The following is a 25,406-nucleotide window of genomic DNA, read 5'->3' as shown; positions in this document are numbered from 1 at the left end:
GTATAATCGTTGCGTCTCCCTATAGCTCAACAGGATAGAGCAGTCGCCTCCTAAGCGACCGATCGGGGTTCGAGTCCCTGTGGGGAGACCAACTAGCCATTTTTTATTATAAAAATCAATAGATTAACATTTTTATAACAATTCTGTGCCGCCTATGTGCCGCCTCGCGACAGACAAATTTTTCAATTTTTTTAATAGCTTACGCTAAAAAGCCTTTTTTGCCTGTTCCGCGCAAAAATTGGACTATTCAATAAAAATTCGATAGTTTTCATTCATCATGGATAACACAGAAAGTGCTGTCAGAATGGAAGATCTCTTTGCGCAGTTTGTTGATAGTGATGCAGTCAGCCAAATCATTTCCAATACCCCAATTGAGTTGCAAGCATATGTACTCGCCATTGTCGCTCTAAACGAATTTCCATTACCCAAATCAACATTCGAGTTCATCGATGGAAAGCCTTACTTTCATGATCTAGAAATTCCGTTCACGGCAGGACTAACAGACCCACGTGAAATCGACACCAATAGTGATATTGTCGGTCAGCTGGCGAAGATTGAAGGTATACGTGAACGCTTGAAAGTTCAGCATGAAAATAATATTCAAACTTACATTGGATTGTTTGCCCCATTGCGTGATTTACCGCTGGTCAAAGATATGGAACTCATACGGCAGTTTTCTAACGCTGACTCATTAGCTAATGGCTTTGCTCCCATTATTGCTCAAAGCCAATCTATCAACATGCTCCCTCAATACAGCCAAACAGCGCAATCCAGATTGCAATCAGCCCTTGCCTGCAAAATGGCTGGACTAACTAAACCAGCTGAACAGCTGTTTAACTTAGTGATTCAGTCGCAGCTCATTGAACAAAATGTAGGTTATCAAACTCTACTTGATGAATTGAGCAACCAGATTGGTGCAGCAAAAGTGGCGGCAAAATTTGCGATGAAAGGAAACAGTAAGCGCCATGAAAAAAACAGGCAAAGAAAGGAATTTGCTCTAAGGCTATATCGCCAAAAGCCATACTTGAATCCCAAACAAGCGACTAAAAATCACTATTCAAAAATCACAAAGTACGCTGAAAGTATTGGTTGTCCGTTCTCGATTTCAGGTGATGAAACTGTTTATCGGTGGTTTCTAGAAGAATCGAAAAAAGAGAAGAATTAGATTCCATTACTCCCCAAATTTACCTATAGTGCAGATAGGCGCCCGCCACACTTGCACGCGAGTGAAAACAGGCACAAGGTAAACACCTCATATATTTATTCAGTTTGACCAACACTTTTCATAATTAAATCGGGTTGAGAAAGCTGCCATAATCGCGTGTGGTAATGCTTGTTAGCATAATGCTCTCAATCCGTGGAGCTTGATTATGAAAACACTGAAGCCACTGATTTACTCTATCCATTCAAAAGCCAAATCAACTTTGGATACATGTCCATCCAAATCACAGTTGTATGAGCTAGTCGCAGCCTATCTAGATAAAAAATCGTATGCTGCACTCTCAGAGATGAATTTTAAACCATCGATTGACGAGGCGATTCATGCGCCAAACAAAGCAATAAACAACTGCTTAAGCAGAGCAAAGCTATTGGGTATTAACAACGATATTGCAGAAATAGTTGTAAGTATTATTAGCGCGGAACTGACCAACTCTGCACCTAAAATATCGGCCACAGAACTTAATTGGCTCGCCATTGAGCGTTTTAGCGAAGACGAAGCAAACGCATCGTCAGACAATCTACTAGATCAATTAAGACAATGTGCAGATGAAGGGAACAATGAATCCAAGTTATTGCTTCTACTATGGCTTTGCCATGAGCAACAGAAGTACATTGACTTCAGGGGAAGCAAATACTGGTATGAGCAGAAAGCAAGTGGAAAGACACTTCCTGAAGAGCAAAACAAATGGGCTGATAACTATCAGCGTTATGCTCAAATAAAAACGCAGCTTGATGAGCTAATTAGAAATACTGCCGCTGAAGATTTAGCGATACCAGAGACAGACGCCATGCTCCACAGTGGGGATGTGTCACCACTCAATCAGCAACCACTCTACCGACTCAGTGCAATAGACGCTATTGAGACCATATTCAGCACTTATCCCGAAGTAGAGGACGAAAATCCGCGTATCACACTCAGTTGGCTCAAGCTAGAAGCGTTGCAGTGTCCTAATCGCAGTTCAATTGAAGATATTATCGAACGTCTAACAGATGTTACTGAAATTCATGCTTGGGCAGAGTTTGCCCAAGCTCACGGTATAGACCTAACTGCTGATGACTATACAGCCATAAATACTGACACTGGTGAAGTATGGGATGCAGACCATGATGCGCCGATAGATATCTTTGGATATGGCGCTATCACCTTACCGCCTCTCCCTGAAAAAGACCATTTAGCCGTTGAACAACAGTTAGACACTATGAAAAAAATTTATAAATTTTATTCATAGTTAACATATAGTTGGGATGTGTGTCTAAGGGTTAGACACATTGTTTTAACCCTTAGAAACGCATACATCCCAACCTTTCCTTTTTACGCTTGCTCCTGAATTACAAACATTAATCAGGAGTTACCATGAACAATTCACTTTTAACCCCGCAACAGGTCGCTGAAATGCTCGGCGTCACTGAAGGCACTCTGTCAGTGTGGCGCTGTACTGGCCGCTACCCTCTCCGCTTTGTCAAAGTTGGTCGCCGCGTGATGTATCGCCAGACCGACATTGACGCATTCATTGACGGGAGGGTTTATGAACATACTCTTTAAATATCTTCCAGACGTAATATTTCTGAGCGTCATTAGCTTAATCATTAGTGTGGAAATATCGCTGATTCAAAGAGTCGAAAGATTAACCCAAGAAATATCGTTACGGGAATGCATAAAAGAAGAGTACCAGTCCCCGTTAACGGGTTCGGTACTCGTTAACGAGTCCAAGCCATCGTTACGAGATCAGCGCCGTTACTTAACAGGTTCAACCGATACCGAATCCAGACCGAACGCGAAACCGAATTCGGTAATTGATACGGAGGGCGAACCGAATGAGTAACCGAATCACACACCGAACCGTTAACCAAACGGAAAACCGAACTAACCGAATTGATACCAAACTAAGCACCGAACAAATCGACCTGCTGCTTTGGTTAGCTAATGGTAATTCGGTCGACCTTTGTACCGAAGTTTGCCCTGACCTCGGAACAGTAGCCGAATTAACAGGTTTTGTCGGTCACTTTTCAAAGCGGACTATTTACCGCCTGAAGCGGGAAGGACTCACCCAAGAACGAGATCTATTCATAACGGGATTACGTTGGACGTCACTCACGCTAAACAGCAAAGGGCGACATCTCGCTGAACAATTGGAGGAACAAGCTCATGCCTGAAGTCCACCCACATGATCATAAATGGGTTAACAACCAACTTAACGGGCTACCTGATGCGTTTAAAAAACGCATTATGGAAGAGTATGTAAAGCAGCCAACCCGACAAGCATCGAATCTGAGCATTCTTAATGCTCGCGAAGCGATAGCGGAGATTCTTGGCAAAGATAAGCGTTTTTACACCGTTAACGTAGAAGACCGAGATCGCTGCTTAATTGCGAGGCGGCGTGCCCGTAATTGCTTAACCCTATTTATTGAGTCCAATAAGCAACTGATACCTGCTTATCACTCAATCATTCACTTTTTGAGTGCACATAACATCGCGCCCAAGCCACTCAATAAAGATGTTCGGGAAGCGTTAGCCACTGGAACCCTTAACGAGATGGAGGCATTAAAGGTGCGTGGTGTTATTAATCGCGCAATGGATGAACGTTGGTGGCAACAGAAGCTTGCCGTGCAACATGGCCGCCAGATTGAAAGTGTCGCCCGCCATATAAACTTGGTTAACAAGCAACGCGGCATCTATATCAGCGACATATCTAAAGCGTTGTACGACAACCAGCGTTGGCATACGCAAAACTTCCTGCAAGAAACCATCGCCACCAATGAAGACGGTTTTAGCAAAAGCCTTGCTGAACTTTCTAGCCTGAACGTGTCGAATCCCAAAATCCGCCACGCTGAGTTAATGGTCAGAATGCGCGGCTTTGAAGAATATGCAGAAAGCCGTCAATACTCAGCCCTATTCCTTACTATGACTTGCCCGTCCAAATATCATCGAGCTTTTTCAAAATCAGGTGCGGCCAATCCAACGTGGGGAGGTGCAACGCCGCTAGACGGTCAGAAATACCTTTGCAGTACATTTGCCAGAATCCGCGCCGAAATGAAACGGCAAGCCATTGCTGCCTTCGGCTTTCGCGTTGCCGAACCACACCATGAAGGCACACCACACTGGCATTTATTGCTGTTCCTAAAGTCTGAACAGCAACAAACCTTGATAGATATCTTTCAACACTATTGTTTTGAAGAAGACGGCGATGAAAAAGGCGCAGCAGAGCATCGCTTTACAGTAAAGCACATCGACCCACGCAAAGGCTCTGCTACGGGTTATATTGCCAAATACATCTCAAAGAATATTGATGGTGAAGGCATAGATGAAGACAGCTATGGAGAAGATGCAAAAACGTCTGCCATTCGCGTTCGTGCATGGGCATCTTGTTGGGGAATCCGCCAGTTTCAACAAATCGGCGGTGCGGGTGTAACCCCGTGGCGCGAGCTGCGCCGTATAAAAGCGATTTCAGAAAATGGCCTAGAATGGATTGAAGAAATTCGCCAAGCAGCAGACCAAAGCGATTGGCAGCGTTACACTGAACTCATGGGCGGTGTGTTCTGTAAGCGTGATGAGCAAACGATTCGCCCGTTATACCAACAGCAACAAATCAACAAGCAAAATCCTGAATGTATTCCGGCAAATCCCGCAATGGATTGCCGCAATCCAGCAATAAGTGCGGAAATCAGCCCTGAAATGACTCTGGAACCATCCAGCAATCCCGTTCCCGAAATCCAGCAATCAATCCAGAAACATGCAGCAATGAGCTGTACCAATGCTGAAAACATGCTGCAAGCTGCTCCCGAAACTTCCGGCAATTTCCAGCAATGCAAAACCAACCGCTACGGCGATGAAGTACTAACTAGAATCAAGGGCATCGTGAGCTTTGGAGTTGAAGTGATCACCCGCGCCCATGAATGGACGCTATCGCGGTCGGTCGGCACCAACCGCTCTAACTTGGAGTTCTGTCAATAAGTGTACTTCCAATAATATTCTATGAGGGGCAGCAAGCTGAATTAACAATATGAATTAGTGGGGAAATGCACCATTACTCTCTACAAAACAAATAATTTTTGTCGTACCATATTCAAAAACATAGAGTAATCCCACACTTTACCTTTTATGCTATGTTTTACAAAATTACCAAAACTAAGTAACCATTAACAATATTAATGATTAGAGAGGATCACTATGATCTATTTGTATAAGCAAGGATTGATATGAGAGAGCTTCTTACACATCCAAGCACTAGTGAATTTACACAAGGAAGCATCTTCGAAGGACTAAAAGTCAACAATGACCGTTCACCCACTAATGCAATTGTTATAACCGCAAGATGCGATATTGCAAATGAGAAGGCTAGAAATATACTTTGCCTACCTATCTATAAAGCAAAAAATTGGTTAGAAAATCAAGGGGAAGAATTAGTATTTAGAAGAATCGAAGAAAAACTAAAAAACAAATTAAACATCGAATTAGGAAAATTAAACATTTCTTATGAAATCCTACCAATATATCCAACAGAAAGTATATTAGAGCTAGTTAATAAAAATGCAAATAAAAAGAACACAGATGAAGTAAAAAAGTTAATCTTCATGTTCAAAGAAAAAAAATGTGACTACACCTTAGACTTTGTATTAAATGCGAGAAAAAGCTTAAGCTCTACGTTAATAAACAATACCGAAAACTCAATATACTTTCTAGAGCAGACAAACCTGAATGAGGCTTTGGAACCATACGTAGTAGACTTGGTAAATCCGACATCAATTCCATTCCAACTAGCAAAAAGATTAAAAAAAGGTATTACCCACCTAAGTGATATGGACAAACAGTATTTATGCATGCAAGGGAAAGAGATAACTTACACAGCGATTCTAAAATCACCATATATTGAGCACTTGCTTCAAAAATTCTCAAATTTTTACAGCCGAATTGGAACTGAAGATCTCGAACCAGAATCAATAGAATTTCTAAAGGAAAAGTTAAATGAAATTTGATTTTATATGCTTAACTTACGAAGCGACCAAAGCAATCATACAGTCCAGAAGCCTACAAAGCTTGGATTTTGACGATGCTTATTTCATTTTAAACATTGCCAATGCGACATTATCAGAAGAAATCCCTGGAGACCTTCATGTAAATATAGTTAAAAAAAATAAAGGACTATATATAATTCATGATGAAGATAATTACAAAACAGAAAGAAATACTGTAACACTTGATTATAGTTCTCTCTCATTTGATGCTATAGATGACAACATGAAGATCACTTGCATTCAAAAAACATTGAGATTCTGCGTCAAGTACTGGGACAATATGTCGTATAGCAAATCCGAAATAATACCTCTAGACTCGACAAAGGGCATAATATTCCCTTTTAATACAAAAAATGGTAGTTCATACAAGGTTGCGATAGAACTTTCACCATTTAAAAACAATACTAACAAAGAAAGGAAGTATAAAGGAAAGCACTTACTAGTATATAAGTTTAGTAAAAACTCAGGAGCAAAGAACAAAGAAGAGTGTGATATCTCCAACCTAAAAAAGTCGCTTCAAAATATATTTAGCACTGACATATTTAAAAACAACTTAAAAAAAACATCCAGTAATAACAGTGCACATGGAGCTGTGACCTTAAACAATGATGAATTAATGAATACGACAGCACTTCTTGGTAGAAAAAACCCATATGAAGTTTTGTCAGACAAACAGTTGTCTTTCGTAAATTCTGATTGGAGATTTCCCGCTAGGTTGCATGGCCCAGCAGGTACAGGCAAGACAATTTGCTTGGTACTTAAAACATTAAGAGCTGTACTTGAAAGTGAAAACAAAATAAAAGTACTATTTATTGTACCTAGTACATCTATTAGGCATACCGTAGAATACTTTATTAATGTTACAGCTCGTTCATCTGAACAATTTAAAGATGTTCAAGTCTCTCAAATTAAAGTAAGAACAATTCAGCAAGTATGCATGGAGCTATTAGGGCACGACATTAGTGAAACAGAACTACTAGATGAAGATAGTTATGAAGCAAAACAGACCCAGTTGCTCCACATATCAGTAATCGTAGAAGAAATTCAAAAAAACATAAAAATTCACAAGCAACTTTTATCCCAAGAAATATATGATCTATTCAGCAATGAAGATTCACTAACTTTAGCTGAATTGCTTGTTCATGAATTTGGTGTTGCAATAAAAGGACGATGTGGACAGAACAAGGAAAAATATGTCAGAAATAACATCGATTACTATTGCATACCTACCAAAAATGAAAATGACAGATATTTTATATTCAAAATATTCGAAAGCTACCAATTAAAGCTTGATAATTTATCTCAATTTGACCCTGATGATATAGCTTTATCTGCTATCGGAAAACTTGAGTCTCCCCTTTGGAAAAGACGCAGAACTTCTGAAGGGTTCGACTTCATTGCTATTGACGAACTTCACCTGTTAAATTTTAATGAACTAAGCATTATTCACTTTTTAAGCAAAAAGGCTGAGTCAGCCCCAATATCCTTCGCTTTAGATGCTACACAAGCTATTGGTGACATTGCATGGAAAAATGAATCAGTATTGGAATATATGAATATTGACAAACATGCATCAGAGGAAAAAAACACAGATTTAACGGCTGTATTTAGGTGTTCTTCTACTATTACGAAACTAGCTTCTACAGTCACTAGTTCAGGAACTTCATTATTTACAAACTTTTTTGATCCGCTAGCGCATGCTACTGATATGCAGACCGAACTTAATGATTATACTCCAGAGTACATTTTGTATGATGAGTCTTCATTATCAATCAACCAAAAAGCATTCACCTTGGCTAATAATGCTCATAATCAGTTAGGATGCATGAAGCATAGAATTATTATAATTTATTTTGACAGATTACTATTTGAAGAGGCTAAAGCTGAATTTGAACAAACTAACAAATCTGTTACTTGTTTATTAGACCGTGGTGACATCGAGGTAATTGAAAAAGCTAAAAATAAAAATGATTATATAATTGCAATGGCTGACTATGTTGGCGGCTTGGAATTTGATGCAGTTATTCTAGTAGGTATAGATAAAGCCCGTTTCCCAAGAGAAGATTCTTCTATTAGTGATACGAGCAAAACGTTCCATAACTACACAGCGCATAATCGTATGTATGTAGCAATAACTAGAGCAACAAAGATAGTAACAGTTTTAGGCGATTTGCGAAGGGGGCCTAGCTCGCTACTGAGTAGTGCAATAGAGCAAAATGCTATAATTCTTAAAGAAGAAATGTAATTTTTACAATAAGACAAATTCGGCTTATCTTAATAAGTATGTCTACAGTAGGTAAGTATTAATTAGTTTGTATGTGTAAGATCTAATTTACTGAATAGCTCTCTTTTTTCTATAGAAGAGAGCTGTTCTATTTCCTTCACCAATCGTTCAACTTTCGACTCTCTAAGGTCAGTCTCCAATAGCTGCGCAGTAGTGATGCCTAGCTCATGCCGCACCTGCTCAATATCCAAGTGGGCATAGGTACTGGCCGTGATACTGATATCGCTATGCCCAAGCAGCTTACTAGTCGTCTGAATGTTGCCACCGCGCATCACGCTCCAACTGGCGATGGTACGGCGTAAGTCGTGAATAGTGACACTCTCGCCTCTACCCTCACCGCGCAAACCTGCCTTTTCAGTGATGCGATGCCAAAAACTTCTTTCGCCTGAGCGTTCGGTGACGTGACCAACTTTGGTAAGCAAAGAGGGAAAGACATACTTCTGCCCTGCTTCAGCATTTCCGCTGCGCCGCTGGAGAATTTCCATCGCTTCTTTAGTGAGTGGCACAGCATGCGCTTTTTTGGCTTTCATTTTCGATGTAGGGATTAACCAGATACCACGCTGGTGATCAATCTCGCGCCATTCCATGCTCAGCACACAGCTTTTACGTTGCCCTGTGAGTAATAGCATCATCACAATATCGCGGTGAATTTCGGGTTCATCTTCCAAGGCGGCAAGTAAGCGCCGCACTTCATCTTGATTGAGTATGCGCTCACGTTTAGTTTCAGTGAGCTTTTTGATGTGGGTAAACGGATTATGGCTTTGCCCTGCATACATCGACTTGAGCAAGGTAAGACATTTATTGCGCACCGCTGCCGAGCTTTTTACCAACACCTTTTTGAGTAGGTTTTCCGCCGAGCTAACATCTATCGCCGTAACCTGTAAGCGGCCTATTGGCACTTTTAAATGGTTTGCCCATGTTGAGCGGGCATCTTGCAGCGACTTAATGCGGCGTTCGCCAATCTTAATCTTGATTTGAAATTCGGCTTCCCATGCGTCAAACAATTGCTGCACGGTCATGGCAAGCGCCGCTTGCCGCTCTAGTTCCTCTTTGGCAAGGCGTTTGGCTTCATTAGGGTTTTCACCTTGGGAGAACTGGTAAGCAATCTGCTTTGCCATACGCCGCGCGTTCTCAATGGTCACATTAGGAAACTCGCCAATCGTGACTGATGTGTCTCTCCCTAAGTGTTTACGGCGAAAACGAAAAACCTTTTTTCCTGACGGCATAACCTCTAAAATCAGACCGTTAACTGATTCTCTATGGCCTAAATCAGCAATTCGATAACGTTTTTGGTCGATTTTTAGCTGTTCGAAACAACGTTTTGTGAAGCTATTTTCAGTTATCATAACAACTTAACCCCAAATCCTGTGCCGCCTATGTGCCGCCTTAGGGGTTAATTTAGCATAAATTTGGTTAAAATACAGACAAGTCAATTTTAACTATCTATATGAAAAATATAGATTAGTTAATTTTGGTTAAGGCGGGTTAAACTTCAGGTTATCTCCTGTGGGGAGACCAACCAGCTTTATTTCTTACGGCGTTTCAGTCCGTTATCTCTCCAAGCACCCACGGTGCCGCCCTACCCTAGCAAGTCATGCCCACTACGCCTCAGGCCCGCTAGCGACATCCCCTAATGCAAAAGCCCCTAACGTAAGATGCTTAGCGCACGCTGGTCATGCAAAACCAACCGCTACGGCAATGGCGTGCTAAATAGAATCAAACGACAGAATAAACAAACGCGGCGTGAGTTTTGAGGTATGCAGTGGAACGTTGGCTATCACCCGCGCCCATGAATGGACGCTATCGCGGTCAGTTAGCACCGACCGCTCTTACTTGCGTTCTGTCAAGAAGTGTACAAGAAGTAATATACAAGAGGCTGTATTTCACATAAAATCTCTAGGTTATAAAGAATGCCTGAGATAAAAATGGAATACAAAAACTATATCAATCATTCAATGGTAGTCGTAACGATAACATTATTTTCTTTTATTCATCCAGTGAATTCATATGCACTGGATACAAAATTCATAAGTCAAAATTCCAATATATCAACAACCCTAAGTAGTAAAAAAGAAGAAGTTCAGCATATAAATATAAGTGAAGAAGTGATTTTAGAAAAGCTAATAGAGCTAAAATCAAACAATGATTATCTTCTCAAAGAAAACCAAGAGTTAAAAAAACTCCATGATAACAATGAGGTTTATCAGGAAGAATTAAAAAGATATAAAAACAGCGAGTTAACTTTACAAAATGAACTATCGAACCTAAGAAACAGGCACGATACTCCTTCATGGGTTGAGTGGATTGGGATATTACTTGCCTGTGTCGCCGCTATAGTTACTATATTAGGCGTTTTTGTTGCAATATTTTCGTTCTATGGATATAAGAAAATTGTAGATGAAACAAAAAATATAGCTGAGGCTAAAACAGAAAAAACAATTCCAGAGCTACTACCAGAACTCACAAAAAAAGAACTAATCTCACTCATTGAAGACGGTTCATTTAATGACATAATTGAAGAAGCTGTAGCAAAAGTCACTTATCGCGGAATCGAATATTCAACTGGTAATGAGGAATAAAATGTCTAACATAAACATGTCGAAAGAACATATTGAAAATGCTAGAATGTTGATAAGACAATTTCATAATATCCTCCCAGTTAAAGTTGGAAGTATTGCATCAAAACTTGGAGTAAAGGTAAAAATATCAACTTTACCGACAGGTATATCTGGAGAAATAAAAAAAGAGGACAATACTTATATTATTAAGGTAAATAGGCATGATGTTAAAGAAAGACAAAGATTTACAATTGCACATGAAATTGGTCACTTTATTTTACATAAAGAAATGATTGGTGATGGTATTGTAGATGACGCATTATATCGTTCAAAATTATCTGATCGACTAGAGGCTGAGGCGAATAAGTTTGCAGCAGAGATATTAATGCCATGGGATTTAATAAAATCAAAAATAGAAGAATTCCGAGATTTAAAGAATGAAGAATTATATGAGGCATTGTCGAAAGAATTTGAAGTATCAACAACCGCAATAAAAATAAGACTAGGGAAGCTTTAATAGCGAAGGAGAAGAATTAATTGAGTGCAATAAAACCATACTATATACCTATTCTATCAGTATCACCTTCTGAAATAAGGGCGATATCTGAGCTTTCTGAAAAAGATAAAGACTTACTACTACCGTATTTCCCACTAAAAGGTTGGCTCGGCGCTAACAAACTAGAAAACTCGATAAAAACTATATCAAAATCATTTAAGGACAGACTTTGGATCGCAGATATAGATTATGAATTCCTAAGAAATAGTAAAATAATTAAAAAACTATTGGTAAATGGCGAATACCCTAGAGAAGTGTATAACGAATTAATAGCGATTTCTGATTGTAATAATGGATATGAAAATTGGGTTGAATACTCATTAAATAACACAAACATTGTACCATCATTACAACTAGATGAACTTTCAGAATTAGCTCTTCAATGTGACCACTTTAGCAAAACAGATAAAAAAATAGCGGTAAGAATAAAAATCAATAGCTTTACACCTTCAGTTATAAACACAATCCTAAAAACGATCTGTGATAATTTAAAAAACGAACTATTCATTATATTCGATTTAGAACAAGTAAGTTTAAAGCATATTAACAACTCAGGCAATTTATCAAATTACATTGATGAATTAACTAAGAAGTGTTCAACCAAAAAAAATTGCCATTTTTCTATTTCTGGAACATCATTCCCTAGTAGTTTTACAGGAATGTCTGAGGGTGAAAGCTCTATTTATGAAAGGATAATATTTAATAAAATCAATAACTACACAATAGATATAGATTTTATATATTCTGATTATGCGTCTGTATCATTAAAAAAAGCATCTGGAGCCTCGAGGTTGCCTCCACCTAGAATAGACTATCCTAGGAAAGAAGAATGGAGACATATAAGAAAAGATTTCGATGATGTCGAAACAGCAACAAAAGAAGAAAAACATAATTTATATACTCTCTTAGCAAAAAAATTATTAAAGAAAGAATATTGGGATAAAGATCTCTTGGTTTGGGGTACACAGCAAATTGAAAAAACAGCTCTAGGTGATGGTTTTGGAATCACGGATGCACAGAAAGCTACTGCGACGAGAATAAACATACATCTTTTTCAACAACTTCATTATACTGATGAAATTAAAGACATAGATACAGATGATGATTGGGTAGACTAATTACTGATCATCTCTTTCTTTTAATATATCTAACACTATAGATGGTACTTTACCAAAGATTGGATGTTTTGAATATCTTTGCATTTCTAGCATTTTTTTATCTTCACAATTATTTTTTTTATCTAAAAAAATATTATCAACTTTATTTTCCTTTTTATTGTTTGATAAAATATTTAGATCATCCTTAACAACATCTCGCCCACCACAAATCAAATTAAATGCGGAGCTAGAGTAAGTGAATCTTTGTGAAATACTTTGTATAATATATCCCTTCAACTTATTACTTTTGAAACAAGATAATTCATCTATCAAGGTTTTCTTTGTATTTTGATGAGTTGACACTCCAATTTTTTTTGCAACTTGTCTAATCTCTTTAACTTTTAGTAGATTTAGCAACTTTCTTGATTCAATATTTTTACTAATTTTACCACGTCTTATTATCTTAAAATTCCCTTCTGGCTTTATCTCAATAACTTCAACAACCGAGGGTGTCATGTCTAAAACAGCGCCAACATGCTTAGTGGCTACGACCATAATTACTTTATCAAAATGCCCTAAATAGTTATCGATTTGCCCAGGTAGCCGACTCAGACTATCAGCCTCACTTTTAATCTCATAAGCAAACAATCTATTGCCTTTAATATAAAGTAAATCAGCTCTTCGATTGAAATTATCGTAGACAAACTCATTAACTATTACTCCATCAGAAAACCGATTATTCCTTTTTCTTAAGTAATTAATAAATGATGCTTTTACTTCAATTTCCAACATTATATCAACCTAAATTAACCCCTGAGGAGATTTGCACGGTATTGTATATAACTAGCGTTCAAATGTCGTTGAGTTCTGTTCTTCATCTCATAACTTTATCATCAAAAAACTCAAAATAGCACACAACCAATTGATTTAAATAACAAAAAATAACTACTTACAACGACTAATCTAACTATATAATTCAGAGAGCTATATCGTTCTTTTTTCTGTCACTCAGAGATTTGATGCGCCTACCAACTAACAACCACACATGCTAACCATATGATATTAAACATTAAATATTTGTAATATTTAAAAAATCCATTCTAAATAGGTTAGTTATTTTTACTACGATAAACGCTTGCTCTAAGATAGGCCGTTAAGCAGCATCTCGAAAGGCAGACGATTAGCAATGAGTATACATTCCAAATGTTTGTTTATACCAATCCATCTCCCGCTAGCCTTTTTCACTATGAACGGGATGATTGCATGAATAAAATTTCAAGACTTAAGTTAACTCCCAGCTGCACAAGCGAATCAAAAAACTCGGAAAAACCGCGTTGATATTGGCGATCATTGGCTAATTATCGAGTAAATTTACAGAGCAAAAGGCAAAAAACCTAGATTATTATTAGTAGTTAGTAGTACTCAATGATAACTCCTCTTGTCTTTCAGGAAATTCACACCCAGTTTATGTAAATGAGGATGAACAATTACGGCATAGGGAAGATACTTTTGCTATGTTCATTAGTTTAGCTAAAAACAGCCATATTGAATTGCTTTTAGAAGCAGATGAATCATTACAAGTGAATAAGATTTAGTCGACGTTTTAAATAAAATTCACTGACACCAATTGAGCTACTCCTTTAATGATAGTGATTTAGTTTCTTTTACTAACATTTGCACTTCAACCCTAGGATAACCCCCAATAGCTGCGCAGTAGTGATGCCTAACTCATGCCAGACCTGCTCAATATCTAAATGTGCATAGGTGCTGGCTGCAATACTGATATCGCTATGCCCAAGCAGCTTACTAGTCGTCTGAATGTTGCCACCGCGCATCACGCTCCAACTGGCGATGGTACGGCGCAAGTCGTGAATAGTGACACTCTCACCTCTGCCCTCACCGCGCAAGCCCGCCTTTTCGGTAATGCGATGCCAAGAGCTTCTTTCGCCTGAGCGTTCGGTAACGTGGCCGACCTTGGTGAGCAAAGGGTGAAAGACATACTTCTACCCTGCGTCAGCATTCCCACTGCGGCGCGGGAGGATTTCCATTGCTTCATTAGCAAGTGGCACAGCATGAGATACTGAACTGGCGTATTAGCTGCGCATGCCCCAGCCAAACAACCAACATCTACCACTGGCAATCAACTTGTCTCGGCCTTGGTGAACCGTTTTATGAGTTGAATTCATGAATGCATTGAATTACGCCGCATTAATGTTGGCGCGCGATTACGTTAGCCTATTGGTCTAGTAAGCTTGAGGTTCAATGGTTGCAGGGGATTCACAGCAACGCACACCATCTTGCAAGTTCGCCTTAACCGTCAGCTATCGCCTAGACGCCAATTTAGGATCGCGCTGCTAGCTGCGACGGAAACTAACTTTTCAATCTATTCGCGGAGGTATTCCACATGGAATATGCAGTGCTCAGTAATCAAGTGAAAATGCCGATGGCTGGTTTTGGTGTCTTTCAAGTCACGGACAAAGAACAGTGTAAACAAGCCGTTTTGGCCGCGATTCGTACTGGATATCGGCTGATCGATACCGCAGCGGTGTATGGTAACGAAGATGCGGTGGGCGAAGCGGTGCGTGAGGCGATTGCCGCAGGTTTGTGCAGCCGTGAAGAGCTGTTTATTACCTCTAAACTGTGGGTGCAAGATATGGCGAGTTACGATACGGCCAAAGCCGCTATTGATGCGTCATTGAAAAAATCCGGCTTAGCCTATTTCGATTTGTACCTGCTGCACCAAGCAATGAAAGACTACTTTAGCGCGTGGCGTGCGCTGGAAGACGCCTATGAAGCGGGCACACTGAAAGCGATTGGCGTATCTAACTTTTATGCACACGTGCTGACCAATTTCTGCGAAACGGTCCGTATTAAACCTATGGTTAACCAAGTTGAGCTGCACCCGTATTTTGCGCAACCACAAGCACTGGAAACCATGCGGCACTACAAGGTGCATCCAGAAGCATGGGCGCCGCTGGGTGGTGGCCGTTATCAGCCATTTGATGATGCCATGCTGCAAGGCATCGCGCAGGCGCATAACAAATCGATTGCGCAGGTGATGCTGCGTTGGAATGTGCAACGCGGGGTGACTGTTATCCCTAAATCGACCAAGCAACAGCGCATTGATGAAAACTTTGATATTTGGGATTTCACCCTGAGCGACAACGAAATGGCGCAAATTAGTGGCTTAGATCAGGGCTATGTGGGCAGCGCGATTAAACATTTCGATCCGCAGTTTGTGCGCGGCTGCCTTCAGGTGAAAATTCACGATTAAGCATGAGCGTGCAGCAAGCAAAAAGCGGCAAATATTCGCCGCTTTTTATGCTGGTTGAGTGCGTTAGATTTTGCGCACAATGCTCTGGATCCAGAATTGCTCAGACAGCACATTGCTTTTCACCGCCAAGCGGCTTACTTGCTCACTGCGTTGTTCTGCCAACTGAGTTTGCTCGGAGCTTTGTGTCGCCAAATCACTGACGCTGATAATAGTGCGATTGATCTCTTCTGCCACAATCAACTGTTGCTGCACTGCTGCGGCGTTGGCCTCGGTCATTTCGCCCAAACGCTGGGTTGAGTGTTTCAATGATTCAAACACTTGGTTGGCTTCTTCCGCTAGCGCAAGCGAATGTTTTGCATCGGCTTCACTGGCCTGCATGTTTTGGCTTGCCGCCAGCGTAGTGCGCTGGAACTTCTCAATAATCTGTTCGATGCGTACCGTGGATTCGCTGGTGCGGCTCGACAAACTGCGCACTTCATCGGCGACCACGGCAAAACCTCGGCCCGCTTCCCCTGCCCTTGCCGCTTCAATGGCGGCGTTAAGTGCTAACAAGTTGGTTTGGTCGGCAATATTGCGGATCACTTCTAATACTTCGCTGATCGATTGGCTGTCTTGCTGCAAGTGATCGACCACATCGGAGAATTCGGCCATGCGTTTATCCAAGGCGTCAATGGCAGTTTTCACCTTGTGCAAGCTGGTATGGCCCAACTGCGTGGCTTGCATGCTGGATTGCATTTCAAGCAAGGCGCGCTGTAAGTTGCCATTCACTTCGTTGAAGCTGGCGGTCATTTCCGACATCGCCACGCCCGCCTGTCCAGTCTGCGCCCGTTGATTTTCAGCGCGAGCGGCGTTGTTACGCAGCGCACTGAGTAGTTCACCACTCTGGTGGCTAATGGCGCTACCGGAGTCAGCCATGCGGCCGATCACACCGCCGGTTTCGGCAGAGAGATAATTGAGGGTTAACCGCAGTTGGCCTAGTTCATCTTGACGGCCAGTGTAGACGGCACGGGCCAATGGGTCGTTAACAATGTCACGGGTGCCCTGCACTAGCTGATAAAACGGTGTTAATAGCCGCTGGCTTGCCATCAACCAGACGGCGGCAACCGCTAAGCCCAACCAAGGGGAATAAAAAGCCGCAGCCATGGTCAGCAACACGCTAATCAGCCCCAGCCCTTGCAACGGCTGCCCAAAACCGAGTAACGGTTGACGCATCTCTGCGGGTTGTTTGCCTTGATTCACTTGTTGGTAAATGTTGCTGGCGCTTTCAATCTGTTCGCGCGTGGCGCTATGGCGTACAGACTGATATTCGTGTACCTCGCCATTTTCCATCACTGGTGTAACGTAGGCGTTAACCCAATAATGGTCGCCATTTTTGCTGCGGTTTTTGACAATGCCCATCCATGGTTGTCCAGCTTTAACGCGTTGCCACAACATGCGGAATGCCACGGGCGGCATATCGGGATGGCGCACAATGTTGTGCGGTTGACCAGCAATCTCTGTTTCAGAGAATTCACTCACGTCACAAAACGCCTTGTTGGCGTACTTGAGATTGCCGTGTAAATCGGTAGTGGTTAGCAAGATGTCCTTATCTGATAGCACTCTCTCCCTTTGAGTGACAGGTTGATTCAAACGCATGACAGCTCGCTCTTTCAGATCATATTGTGAGGCCTGCACCTAACGGCGGGCCACTTAATAAAGCTACAAAAGCCGATAAAGATACGGGCAATTATTAACCAACTCAAGTGGCATGCGTCAAAAATGTGACGCAGCATAATGTGATCTTTAGCCCAATATAAAATTCTCGTTGAGTGACATAGCGTTGGCTGACATGCAAATGCGTTCGATACCGCCCAACCACCACAGCTAACGCGATAAATTGGGGGAAAATCAGACTCGTCGCCCGCAATCTAAACTAGATGGCACAACAGACGAGATATCGGCGCAAAAGATGTTATATTACAAACAGTTTTAAGATGACTGGCGCAAAGAATGACAGATATTTTTCAAGCAAACCTCGCCATTATTCAGTCGCGCTGGCCATCGGCGGCGGCCATTTTGCTGCAGCAAGATATCGACCAGCTTGATGCCGTGTTAGTGACTGGGGCCAACCAAACGATCAGCGTGAATGGCATTCAGCTCAGTAGCCGCCACAACCGCATGGCTGAAACGCAGCTGTTTTTGAGCACGCTGCCAGCGCAAGCAAAGTCGGCCACACTGTACGGTTTTGGCATGGGCGATGTACCGTTTGTCGCACTCGATGAAGGCCGCCTGACGCAACTGAAAATCTGCATTCTTAATCCGGCGATATTTGCATTAGTGCTCAGCTATGTTGATCACACGCCGTGGTTAAATCATCCCGGCGTGATGCTTGAGTTACAGCCATCGCAAAAGGCGTTATACCAACCTTATATGGTGATTGCCGCCGATTTAGAGTTGGCCGCTGATGAAAACGCCAGATTGCGTGATTTGTTGATGTATCAACTCAACAAGGACTATGCCAACAGCAAGCACAGTAGCGATGCTCCCGAGATACGCCAACGTTTTGCTGAGAACCAGTCGTTTATGCAGCAAGACCCAGATGTTAGCCAGCTCAAGCAAAAATTTACTTGTGAAACAGCCATTGTGATTGCTGCTGGCCCGTCGCTTGAGCAGCAATATGACAAATTAGCCGCAATCAGCCAATGTATTGAACGGCCGTTAATTATTGCCGTTGATACCGCATTAAAGGGATTGCTTCACCATAAGATCAAGCCAGATATTGTGGTGTCTATTGATGGGGCGATCTCGGAATACCATATCCCCGTACAGCAAAGCCACGATATCTGTTTAGCGTATCTACCGCGACTCAAACCAGCGATCATCCGCCAATGGATTGGAGAGCGCTTTAATGCTCTCGGCAGCAGCGCTTTTTATGATGAATTAGCTCAAATATATCCAGATAAGACGCGGTTATACACCAATGGCAGTGTCATACATCCAGCGGTGGCTTTAGCGGTAGAGTTGGGGGCGACAGAGATAACCTTATGCGGTGCCGACTTCTGTTATGTTGACAATAAATCACACGCCTTTTGGCAGGATTTTGCCGCAGCGTCAAATGACAAAGACACAAAAACGTGGGCGAACAATGTCCAAAAGACCGCTAAAAACACGGGACACTGGCTCATCAATGGCGCCGGGCAAAAAGTACCTACCACCCTGAACTTACGCGCTTACTTACTCAATCTAGAATCCTACATTGCCCGTCATGATGGGATAAAATTTTACCAATCTAGCCGTGCCGGAGCGAAGATCCATGGTGCACCGTTCAGAGAACTGTGATGACAGAGATTAACGAGTTATTTATTGACACCGCCACCACGTTTCGTTTAGGCCAAGAAGCCGCGGCGTCGGTGTTGTTTGCCAAATGTATCGACCAACTAGCACTGGCATTACAACAGCCTAAAATTGCTCCGCAACTAATGGCAATCATGCCACAGTTACTCAACGCGCAAGAGCAGAGAAACTGGTTCGGCTTAGCCGATACCCTAGAATATGAAATCCTGCCTTTATTGATGCCGACGACATAAACCTCAACCCACTATCAGGAATTGAGTGGCACGGCCGATAACAAACAAGTAAACAAAATTTAAGGCGTCAGCATAATGAGTCAGACCCATTTCATCGCAGAAGTCTCCAGCAACCATCATCGTGATCTCGCACGCTGTGTTGAATTTATTAAAGCAGCGGCCGAGATTGGCTGTGATTCTGTTAAGTTTCAGCTATTTAAAATCGACGAACTGTTTGCGCCAGAAATCCTCAACCGCAGCGAAACACACCGCAAACGCAAGGCGTGGGAACTACCAGTTTCTTTTCTCCCAGAGCTGAAACAAGCTTGCGAACAGCACCAAATCCAATTTTCCTGCACACCGTTCTATCTACAAGCCGTAGAAGAACTCAGGCCCTACGTCGATTTTTTTAAAATCGCATCATATGAATTGTTGTGGGATGAATTGCTGATTGCCTGTGCTGCCACTGGGCTGCCGGTGGTCATTTCTACCGGCATGGCAACAATCGATGAAATAGACCACGCCGTGGTGGTACTGAAAAATGCAGGATGTAACGATATTACGCTACTGCATTGTGTGTCAGCCTACCCAACACCAGAGAACGAGTGCAATTTGGCAGTACTGGGAACGTTCCGCGAACGTTACAACGTTAAGGTGGGTTGGTCCGATCATTCGGTATCAAGCGCCGTCATCAACCGAGCGGTACATCACTGGCAAGCGGATTGCATTGAATTTCATATCGACTTAGATAAAACCGGCGCAGAATATGCTGCTGGACACTGCTGGTTGCCACAACAAATGGCACCACTTATTGCCGCGGCCAAACGTAGCAGCATCATCGACGGCTCGGGTAATAAACAATTTGTGCCTAGCGAAGCCGATGATCGCGACTGGCGCGCCGATCCAAGCGACGGCTTGAGACCGATGAAATTAATTAGAAGTAGTTTTGGAGAGTAACCTCAATGACACAGCCTACTATCAACGTTGCAGCGGATGCGGTCATCGCATTCTTGGCTCAACAGGGACATACCAGCTTGCATAATTTTCCGGGCGGCACCATTGCTCCGCTGTTAGATGCATGTGGGCGCTTTGGGGTTAAAGTGTATACGTCCAAAAATGAGCAAGGGGCGGGTTATGCAGCGTTTGCTCAAGCCAAAATCAGTGGGTTACCCGGTTTAGTCGCTGTCACTTCTGGCCCCGGAGTGACTAATGTGCTGACTCCCGTCTGTGATGCCTATTATGACAGCGTGCCGATGCTGGTATTTACCGGACAAGTAGGCGTAGGCGATTTACGCGGTGATAAACCGGTTCGCCAATATGGCTTTCAAGAAGTTGATACACCGGCATTGATGGCGTCAATAACGAAAGCACAATTTCAACCACATACCGTTGAAGAGTTAGTCGACGCATTACCAAAAGCTTGGGCCATAGCCGTTGAGGGGCGTCCAGGCCCAGTGTCAATTGACCTACCGATGAGCGTACAAAGGTCCGCCTACTCTCAAGTAATTTCTCCCATCAAAGCAGCGGTCCAATCACCTGATAGCGATGCGTGTTATCAATTTTTGGATGAGTTAAACACCGCGATAAAGCATGCCACCAAACCGCTGATCATATGTGGTAATGGCATGGCGACGGCGTCACGTTCGCAGCAACTTGCTCGTATTCGTCAACAATGGCGAGCACCTATCAGCCACAGCTTGCTCGGTGTCGGCGTTGCTGACTCCGCAGATAGTGGCACGCTTGGATACCATGGGCACACAGGGAGTCAGATTAGCGGCAATGCCATTGCTGATGCCGATCTTATCTTGGTGCTCGGTAGTCGCCTCGATATTCGTCAAACCGGTACATTAAGGGAGACATTTGGCCCTCACGCTAAAATCTTCCGGGTGGATTTTGACGAAGGAGAGCTTAGTTGCAGCAAAATTCGTCATGATGCCGTCTTGCTATGTGATTTAGATAACTTTTTAGCGTTATGGCAAACCCAACCGCCAATGGTATCGGAAAACCATTTAGATTCTTGGTACCAACAGATTGAAGCTTGGCGTGAACAATATCCTTGGCCCTACCCCCACGCTTATGGGTTGCGCCCTAACACCGTTGTAGAGCGGCTCAGTGACTTATTTCCAGCAAACACTATCGTAACGACAGGCGTAGGTGCTCATCAACACTGGGTGGCCCGTCACTTCCGTTTTGCACTGCCTAACCGCCGTTTATTTACATCAGCAGGTCACGGAGCCATGGGGTTTGACTTGCCAACAGCCATTGGCGCGGCCATTCACGCTCCGGATAGTTGCGTGTTGTGTTTTGTTGGGGATGGTTCATTTCAGATGAACATTCAAGAGCTAGCAATGATCCGCGAGCTGAACTTGAACATTAAGATTGTCGTAGTGGACAACCATCGTTTAGCACTGGTGTCGCAATTTCAATTAATGAATTGGGATACTGATACGGCGTGCGGACACAAGCAATCGCCGGATTTTGTCACTATCGCCAAAGGCTACGGTATCGACGCATTGCATTGTGGCAATGGTGACGATTTTGACGACATATCCCAGCAGTTTGCTAACCATAACGGGCCGATGTTATTGCATCTTGAATTAGACGAGCGTCACGATGTCCTTCCTATGTTACTGGGCGGCCAAGCCATTAATAAGATGTGGCCTTTTTATGATATGCAGGGGCAAGCACGGGAACTAAGTGATGACTAAATTGGTACTGATAACTGGAGGCAACCGCGGCATTGGTGCGGCGTTAGTGGCAGCGTTTGCCAATGCGGGCTTTAAAGTTGCCTTCAGCTACTGCCACAACCGACAGCAAGCGCTTGAACTCCAGCAACAACTGACAAGTGGCGAGATTGCATGTTTCGCGCTCGATCAAGCTAATCCACAAAGTATCGATGAGTGTCTAACAAACATTGAACATCACTTTGGTCAACGCCCAGACATACTCATTAATAACGGTGCCATCGCTCAGGAAAAGCCATTTGATCAAATTAGCGCAGAAGATTTCTCCACGATGATGGACACCAATTTGCGTGGGCCGTTTTTGCTGACTCAAGGCTGCATAGGTCATATGCAGCAACAAGGTTGGGGGCGGATTATTAATATCAGCTCGGTCGGTGGTCAATGGGGCGGTTTTAACCAAGTACACTATGCGGCGGCTAAAGCGGGACTCATCAACCTGAGTAAATCCATTGCTAAAATTTACTCTAAAGACGGTATTTGCTGTAACACCATTGCCATTGGTCTTGTAGAAACAGAGATGACCGCGAGAGAACTTAATTCAGAGGCTGGCCAACGCAAAGTTGCCTCAATCCCCATGCAACGTTTAGGAACAGGTAATGATATTGCTGATTTAGCGTTATTTCTGGCTGGGAATAACTGCGGTTATCTCAGCGGCCAAACGCTCAATGCTAACGGTGGCATGTATTTAGGCTAAGTTAAGGGAACATAATGATTAGAAACTGTTTCTTATGCGGTAACAAAACAGAACTACTGTACCAAGCTAATTGGGTCTTACCTGGTTTAAATCCAACAACTATAGGATTTTCAATATGCCCGACATGTGGCTCCGTTTGTCAGAGCCCTACGGTAACGTTTGACGAAATGATGCATTTCTATAGTTCGATGGCGGTTTATACCAATCCAGGTCGTCATGAAAAACCTTCTGAGGCAAAAATTAGAGATTTGGATGAACAAATTCAGTTCATAAAACGAGGGATTGGTACCCTACCTTCTTCTGCGTTACAAATTGGTAGCTCAGATGGCTATACGCTTTCTAGGTTTCAGCATGCGGGCGTAACGCGTGTTCTAGGTGTTGAACCGGGAGAAGCTTCTGTTAGTCTAGCGAAAAGGCTTTATAACGTAGAATGTATTAATGACAGTGCTGAAAATTTTAAAACGACAGAGACTTTTGAATTAATAATTCTGACTCACGTGCTAGAACACCTCTATGAGCCTCAAACCATATTGAACAAATGCCGGCATATTCAGAATCCGTTATCGGAGGGATTTATCTATGTTGAGGTACCATTACTCGCCCCGCCTAAAAGTTTATGCCCGGGCTTTTTCGCATTTGAACATATAAATTATTACACCCGCGAAAATCTCCTAAAAAGTCTATTGGATACTGGCTATTATCCAGTTTCAGTTATCGAGCATTATAACAGTAATTTATCTCCCATCATCGGAGTATTAGCCAGTACAAAACCACAGTATCATACCGAGCAGTTTGTTAATCAATATGAGAAAAACGCTCAAAAAGTCCAAATATATCGCCAACAAGAAGTTGAATATTGGCAACAAAAGCTCGATGTAGTACTGCTGGAATTACAGCAAGCTAAACGTGTTTATCTTTGGGGTGCTGGAATTCATACTTGCCAGTTGGTTGCAAATACCAATCTTTTACAGCACGTCAAAATAACAGGCTTAACTGATACCTCAGAGCTAAAGTGGGGGTTAAAGCAAGGGGATTGGGAGTGTGTTTCTCCGGACTCAATTCAATGGCAACCGGGAGATGTGGTATTAATTTCTTCTTATGCTTCAGAGAAAGAAATATTTGATGCATTGCAATGGCTTAGAGATAAAAAAGTGTACACATTGCGACTGCACCATGTCGACGATACAAAGGCTCATTAGATGAAAAATATATTGATCATCGGCGCAGGCGTTGAAGCATGTGAAGGCATCAAAATCGCCAAGAATATGGGCTTAGGGTTGATTATTGCCGACGGCAATCCGCAAGCTCCGGGATTTGCGTGGGCCGATCACCGCATTGTCGCCAGCACCTATGATGGCAAGGCTATCGCTGACCAAGCCATCACCTTGAAAGCGTCCGGCGTCACTATTGATGGCGTCATCGCCATGTGTGCCGACGTGCCGATGAGCGTTGCCATTGTCGCCAACGCCTTGCACCTCCCCGGTTTAACGCTTGAGTCTGCTCATTGGGTGGCTGACAAACTGGCAATGAAAGACCAACTAAAGGCACAAAACATTCCGATCCCTGCGTATTGTGCTGTACCCGCGAAAGCAGATGTCTACCAATGCGCGGAAAACATCGGCCTCCCCTTAGTCATCAAGCCAGTTGATAGCCGTGGTGCACGCGGGGTGCAGTACATCGATCACTTAGCGTCGTTAGAATCTGCTTGGGAGCTTGCCGCGCAAGAATCACCAACAGGACGAGTAATGATGGAGGAATACCTGCCTGGTCCGCAATTCAGTACCGAAACGCTCGCCGATAACGGCCATTATTACACGCTTGGTTTCGCCGACAGAAACTACGAATGGCTCGAAAAAACCAAACCGTTCATGATTGAAAATGGTGGCGACAGCCCGACGGCCCAATCCGCTGAAGTGAAACAAAAAGTCATCGACGTAGCGGAACAAGCGGCTAAAGCTTTAGGCATTGATAGCGGTGTAGCTAAAGGCGATATGGTATTTTCTGGTGGTCAAGCCAAGGTCATAGAAATTGCAGGGCGATTGTCTGGCGGGTATTTCTCAACCACACAAATTCCGCTAGCGACCGGCGTTAACTTTATCGAAAAAGCCATAAAGCTCGCTCTCGGCGAACATTTATCAGTGCAAGAAGTTACTCCCAAACATCACAAGGGGGTGGCAATTCGTTATTTAGATCTCGCTCCGGGCCGAATTCATACAATTGAAAACCAAGAGCAAGCACAAGCATTAGCAGGTGTTGAGATGCTATCGCTGTTCATACAGCCGGGAGATTACATCGCGCCGTTAGCAAATCATACACAGCGCGCGGGGTTTGTGATTAGCTGCGCTGACACTAAAGCAGATGCAATTGCGATTGCGAATAATGCATTGGCGCAGTTGAACATCAGTTACGAAGTCTAACTT

22 protein-coding genes and 1 tRNA gene are annotated in these 25,406 nt (G+C 42.8%); 19 read left to right on the top strand and 4 right to left on the bottom strand.

Features of this window, described 5'->3' with window-relative positions; translation table 11 throughout:
• Positions 1 to 15: 15 nt before the first annotated feature.
• The 8 genes from L9G74_RS08330 (at position 16) to L9G74_RS08295 (ending at position 8,479) form a co-directional block, all read left to right on the top strand.
• Positions 16 to 91, top strand: a tRNA-Arg gene (locus L9G74_RS08330).
• A gap of 213 nt (positions 92 to 304) precedes the next feature.
• Positions 305 to 1,165 carry a hypothetical protein gene (locus tag L9G74_RS08325; RefSeq protein WP_238895835.1) on the top strand — a complete coding sequence of 287 codons (861 nt, stop codon included), beginning with the start codon at positions 305 to 307 and terminating at the stop codon, positions 1,163 to 1,165.
• A 205-nt stretch (positions 1,166 to 1,370) separates the two neighbouring features.
• On the top strand, positions 1,371 to 2,450 hold the full coding sequence (locus tag L9G74_RS08320) for a hypothetical protein (protein ID WP_238895834.1): 1,080 nt from the start codon (positions 1,371 to 1,373) through the stop codon (positions 2,448 to 2,450).
• Between the two features lie 125 nt (positions 2,451 to 2,575).
• On the top strand, positions 2,576 to 2,764 hold the full coding sequence (locus L9G74_RS08315) for a helix-turn-helix domain-containing protein (RefSeq protein WP_213682349.1): 189 nt from the start codon (positions 2,576 to 2,578) through the stop codon (positions 2,762 to 2,764).
• Positions 2,765 to 3,036: 272 nt separating this feature from the next.
• Positions 3,037 to 3,375, top strand: coding sequence for a hypothetical protein (locus L9G74_RS08310; protein WP_238895833.1), 339 nt, complete (start codon positions 3,037 to 3,039; stop codon positions 3,373 to 3,375).
• Positions 3,368 to 5,173: a replication endonuclease gene (locus L9G74_RS08305; protein ID WP_238895832.1), complete on the top strand. Its 1,806-nt coding sequence runs from the start codon at positions 3,368 to 3,370 to the stop codon at positions 5,171 to 5,173. The genes L9G74_RS08310 and L9G74_RS08305 overlap by 8 nt, the downstream gene beginning before the upstream one ends.
• Before the next feature lie 245 nt (positions 5,174 to 5,418).
• The gene (locus L9G74_RS08300) at positions 5,419 to 6,195 is read left to right on the top strand and encodes a hypothetical protein (RefSeq protein ID WP_238895831.1); all 777 of its coding nucleotides are present in this window, start codon (positions 5,419 to 5,421) and stop codon (positions 6,193 to 6,195) included.
• Positions 6,185 to 8,479 carry a UvrD-helicase domain-containing protein gene (locus tag L9G74_RS08295; protein ID WP_238895830.1) on the top strand — a complete coding sequence of 765 codons (2,295 nt, stop codon included), beginning with the start codon at positions 6,185 to 6,187 and terminating at the stop codon, positions 8,477 to 8,479. The genes L9G74_RS08300 and L9G74_RS08295 overlap by 11 nt, the downstream gene beginning before the upstream one ends.
• A 62-nt stretch (positions 8,480 to 8,541) precedes the next feature.
• Here L9G74_RS08295 and L9G74_RS08290 read toward each other — a convergent pair whose 3' ends face one another.
• Positions 8,542 to 9,864 carry a tyrosine-type recombinase/integrase gene (locus tag L9G74_RS08290; RefSeq protein WP_238895829.1) on the bottom strand — a complete coding sequence of 441 codons (1,323 nt, stop codon included), beginning with the start codon at positions 9,862 to 9,864 and terminating at the stop codon, positions 8,542 to 8,544.
• A gap of 564 nt (positions 9,865 to 10,428) precedes the next feature.
• Between L9G74_RS08290 and L9G74_RS08285 the strand changes: the two genes are divergently transcribed.
• From L9G74_RS08285 to L9G74_RS08275, 3 genes are read left to right on the top strand one after another with little or no spacing between them, the layout of a single operon-like run.
• Positions 10,429 to 11,097 carry a hypothetical protein gene (locus L9G74_RS08285; protein ID WP_238895828.1) on the top strand — a complete coding sequence of 223 codons (669 nt, stop codon included), beginning with the start codon at positions 10,429 to 10,431 and terminating at the stop codon, positions 11,095 to 11,097.
• Between the two features lies 1 nt (position 11,098).
• Complete coding sequence (locus tag L9G74_RS08280; RefSeq protein WP_238895827.1) at positions 11,099 to 11,593, top strand: ImmA/IrrE family metallo-endopeptidase; 495 nt, start codon at positions 11,099 to 11,101, stop codon at positions 11,591 to 11,593.
• 20 nt (positions 11,594 to 11,613) lie between these two features.
• Complete coding sequence (locus L9G74_RS08275; RefSeq protein WP_238895826.1) at positions 11,614 to 12,750, top strand: beta family protein; 1,137 nt, start codon at positions 11,614 to 11,616, stop codon at positions 12,748 to 12,750.
• Here L9G74_RS08275 and L9G74_RS08270 read toward each other — a convergent pair whose 3' ends face one another.
• Together L9G74_RS08270 and L9G74_RS08265 are read right to left on the bottom strand one after the other, a co-directional pair.
• Complete coding sequence (locus L9G74_RS08270) at positions 12,751 to 13,521, bottom strand: sce7726 family protein (protein WP_238895825.1); 771 nt, start codon at positions 13,519 to 13,521, stop codon at positions 12,751 to 12,753. It lies immediately after the preceding gene.
• Positions 13,522 to 14,396: 875 nt separating this feature from the next.
• Positions 14,397 to 14,714 carry a tyrosine-type recombinase/integrase gene (locus L9G74_RS08265; protein WP_238895824.1) on the bottom strand — a complete coding sequence of 106 codons (318 nt, stop codon included), beginning with the start codon at positions 14,712 to 14,714 and terminating at the stop codon, positions 14,397 to 14,399.
• A 419-nt stretch (positions 14,715 to 15,133) separates the two neighbouring features.
• On the opposite strand from L9G74_RS08265, the gene L9G74_RS08260 reads away from it, so the two are divergent.
• On the top strand, positions 15,134 to 16,003 hold the full coding sequence (locus L9G74_RS08260; RefSeq protein WP_238895823.1) for an aldo/keto reductase: 870 nt from the start codon (positions 15,134 to 15,136) through the stop codon (positions 16,001 to 16,003).
• A 63-nt stretch (positions 16,004 to 16,066) separates the two neighbouring features.
• Here L9G74_RS08260 and L9G74_RS08255 read toward each other — a convergent pair whose 3' ends face one another.
• Positions 16,067 to 17,638: a methyl-accepting chemotaxis protein gene (locus L9G74_RS08255; protein WP_238895822.1), complete on the bottom strand. Its 1,572-nt coding sequence runs from the start codon at positions 17,636 to 17,638 to the stop codon at positions 16,067 to 16,069.
• Positions 17,639 to 17,992: 354 nt separating this feature from the next.
• Between L9G74_RS08255 and L9G74_RS08250 the strand changes: the two genes are divergently transcribed.
• The 7 genes from L9G74_RS08250 (at position 17,993) to L9G74_RS08220 (ending at position 25,403) form a co-directional block, all read left to right on the top strand.
• Positions 17,993 to 19,321, top strand: coding sequence for a motility associated factor glycosyltransferase family protein (locus L9G74_RS08250; protein WP_238895821.1), 1,329 nt, complete (start codon positions 17,993 to 17,995; stop codon positions 19,319 to 19,321).
• Positions 19,321 to 19,569 (top strand): hypothetical protein, encoded by a 249-nt coding sequence (locus L9G74_RS08245; protein WP_238895820.1) that lies wholly within the window; start codon positions 19,321 to 19,323, stop codon positions 19,567 to 19,569. The genes L9G74_RS08250 and L9G74_RS08245 overlap by 1 nt, the downstream gene beginning before the upstream one ends.
• Before the next feature lie 75 nt (positions 19,570 to 19,644).
• A complete protein-coding gene (locus tag L9G74_RS08240; protein ID WP_238895819.1) occupies positions 19,645 to 20,505 on the top strand; it encodes an N-acetylneuraminate synthase family protein in 861 nt (286 codons plus the stop codon).
• A gap of 5 nt (positions 20,506 to 20,510) precedes the next feature.
• Complete coding sequence (locus tag L9G74_RS08235) at positions 20,511 to 22,256, top strand: thiamine pyrophosphate-binding protein (RefSeq protein WP_238895818.1); 1,746 nt, start codon at positions 20,511 to 20,513, stop codon at positions 22,254 to 22,256.
• Entirely contained in the window at positions 22,249 to 22,986 is a 738-nt protein-coding gene (locus L9G74_RS08230) for an SDR family oxidoreductase (RefSeq protein ID WP_238895817.1), read from the top strand. Before L9G74_RS08235 ends, L9G74_RS08230 begins: the two co-directional genes overlap by 8 nt.
• A 167-nt stretch (positions 22,987 to 23,153) precedes the next feature.
• Positions 23,154 to 24,185: a class I SAM-dependent methyltransferase gene (locus L9G74_RS08225; protein ID WP_238895816.1), complete on the top strand. Its 1,032-nt coding sequence runs from the start codon at positions 23,154 to 23,156 to the stop codon at positions 24,183 to 24,185.
• The gene (locus L9G74_RS08220; protein ID WP_238895815.1) at positions 24,186 to 25,403 is read left to right on the top strand and encodes an ATP-grasp domain-containing protein; all 1,218 of its coding nucleotides are present in this window, start codon (positions 24,186 to 24,188) and stop codon (positions 25,401 to 25,403) included.
• Positions 25,404 to 25,406 lie beyond the last annotated feature (3 nt).

Source organism: Shewanella electrica, assembly GCF_022321485.1.
In the GTDB taxonomy this organism is placed as follows: Bacteria; Pseudomonadota; Gammaproteobacteria; order Enterobacterales; family Shewanellaceae; genus Shewanella; species Shewanella electrica.
The sequence above is the reverse complement of the archived record's forward strand: the minus strand, read 5'-3'. Positions and strand labels throughout refer to the sequence as shown.

Coding starts and splice junctions, on each gene's coding strand:
- L9G74_RS08250 (WP_238895821.1), top strand. CDS start 17,993: ATGACAGATATTTTTCAAGCAAACCTCGCCATTATTCAGTCGCGCTGG.
- L9G74_RS08305 (WP_238895832.1), top strand. CDS start 3,368: ATGCCTGAAGTCCACCCACATGATCATAAATGGGTTAACAACCAACTT.
- L9G74_RS08325 (WP_238895835.1), top strand. CDS start 305: ATGGAAGATCTCTTTGCGCAGTTTGTTGATAGTGATGCAGTCAGCCAA.
- L9G74_RS08225 (WP_238895816.1), top strand. CDS start 23,154: ATGATGCATTTCTATAGTTCGATGGCGGTTTATACCAATCCAGGTCGT.
- L9G74_RS08290 (WP_238895829.1), bottom strand. CDS start 9,864: ATGATAACTGAAAATAGCTTCACAAAACGTTGTTTCGAACAGCTAAAA.
- L9G74_RS08310 (WP_238895833.1), top strand. CDS start 3,037: ATGAGTAACCGAATCACACACCGAACCGTTAACCAAACGGAAAACCGA.
- L9G74_RS08220 (WP_238895815.1), top strand. CDS start 24,186: ATGAAAAATATATTGATCATCGGCGCAGGCGTTGAAGCATGTGAAGGC.
- L9G74_RS08300 (WP_238895831.1), top strand. CDS start 5,419: ATGAGAGAGCTTCTTACACATCCAAGCACTAGTGAATTTACACAAGGA.
- L9G74_RS08315 (WP_213682349.1), top strand. CDS start 2,576: ATGAACAATTCACTTTTAACCCCGCAACAGGTCGCTGAAATGCTCGGC.
- L9G74_RS08230 (WP_238895817.1), top strand. CDS start 22,249: ATGACTAAATTGGTACTGATAACTGGAGGCAACCGCGGCATTGGTGCG.
- L9G74_RS08320 (WP_238895834.1), top strand. CDS start 1,371: ATGAAAACACTGAAGCCACTGATTTACTCTATCCATTCAAAAGCCAAA.
- L9G74_RS08240 (WP_238895819.1), top strand. CDS start 19,645: ATGAGTCAGACCCATTTCATCGCAGAAGTCTCCAGCAACCATCATCGT.
- L9G74_RS08235 (WP_238895818.1), top strand. CDS start 20,511: ATGACACAGCCTACTATCAACGTTGCAGCGGATGCGGTCATCGCATTC.
- L9G74_RS08270 (WP_238895825.1), bottom strand. CDS start 13,521: ATGTTGGAAATTGAAGTAAAAGCATCATTTATTAATTACTTAAGAAAA.
- L9G74_RS08295 (WP_238895830.1), top strand. CDS start 6,185: ATGAAATTTGATTTTATATGCTTAACTTACGAAGCGACCAAAGCAATC.
- L9G74_RS08280 (WP_238895827.1), top strand. CDS start 11,099: ATGTCTAACATAAACATGTCGAAAGAACATATTGAAAATGCTAGAATG.
- L9G74_RS08285 (WP_238895828.1), top strand. CDS start 10,429: ATGCCTGAGATAAAAATGGAATACAAAAACTATATCAATCATTCAATG.
- L9G74_RS08255 (WP_238895822.1), bottom strand. CDS start 17,638: ATGCGTTTGAATCAACCTGTCACTCAAAGGGAGAGAGTGCTATCAGAT.
- L9G74_RS08245 (WP_238895820.1), top strand. CDS start 19,321: ATGACAGAGATTAACGAGTTATTTATTGACACCGCCACCACGTTTCGT.
- L9G74_RS08260 (WP_238895823.1), top strand. CDS start 15,134: ATGGAATATGCAGTGCTCAGTAATCAAGTGAAAATGCCGATGGCTGGT.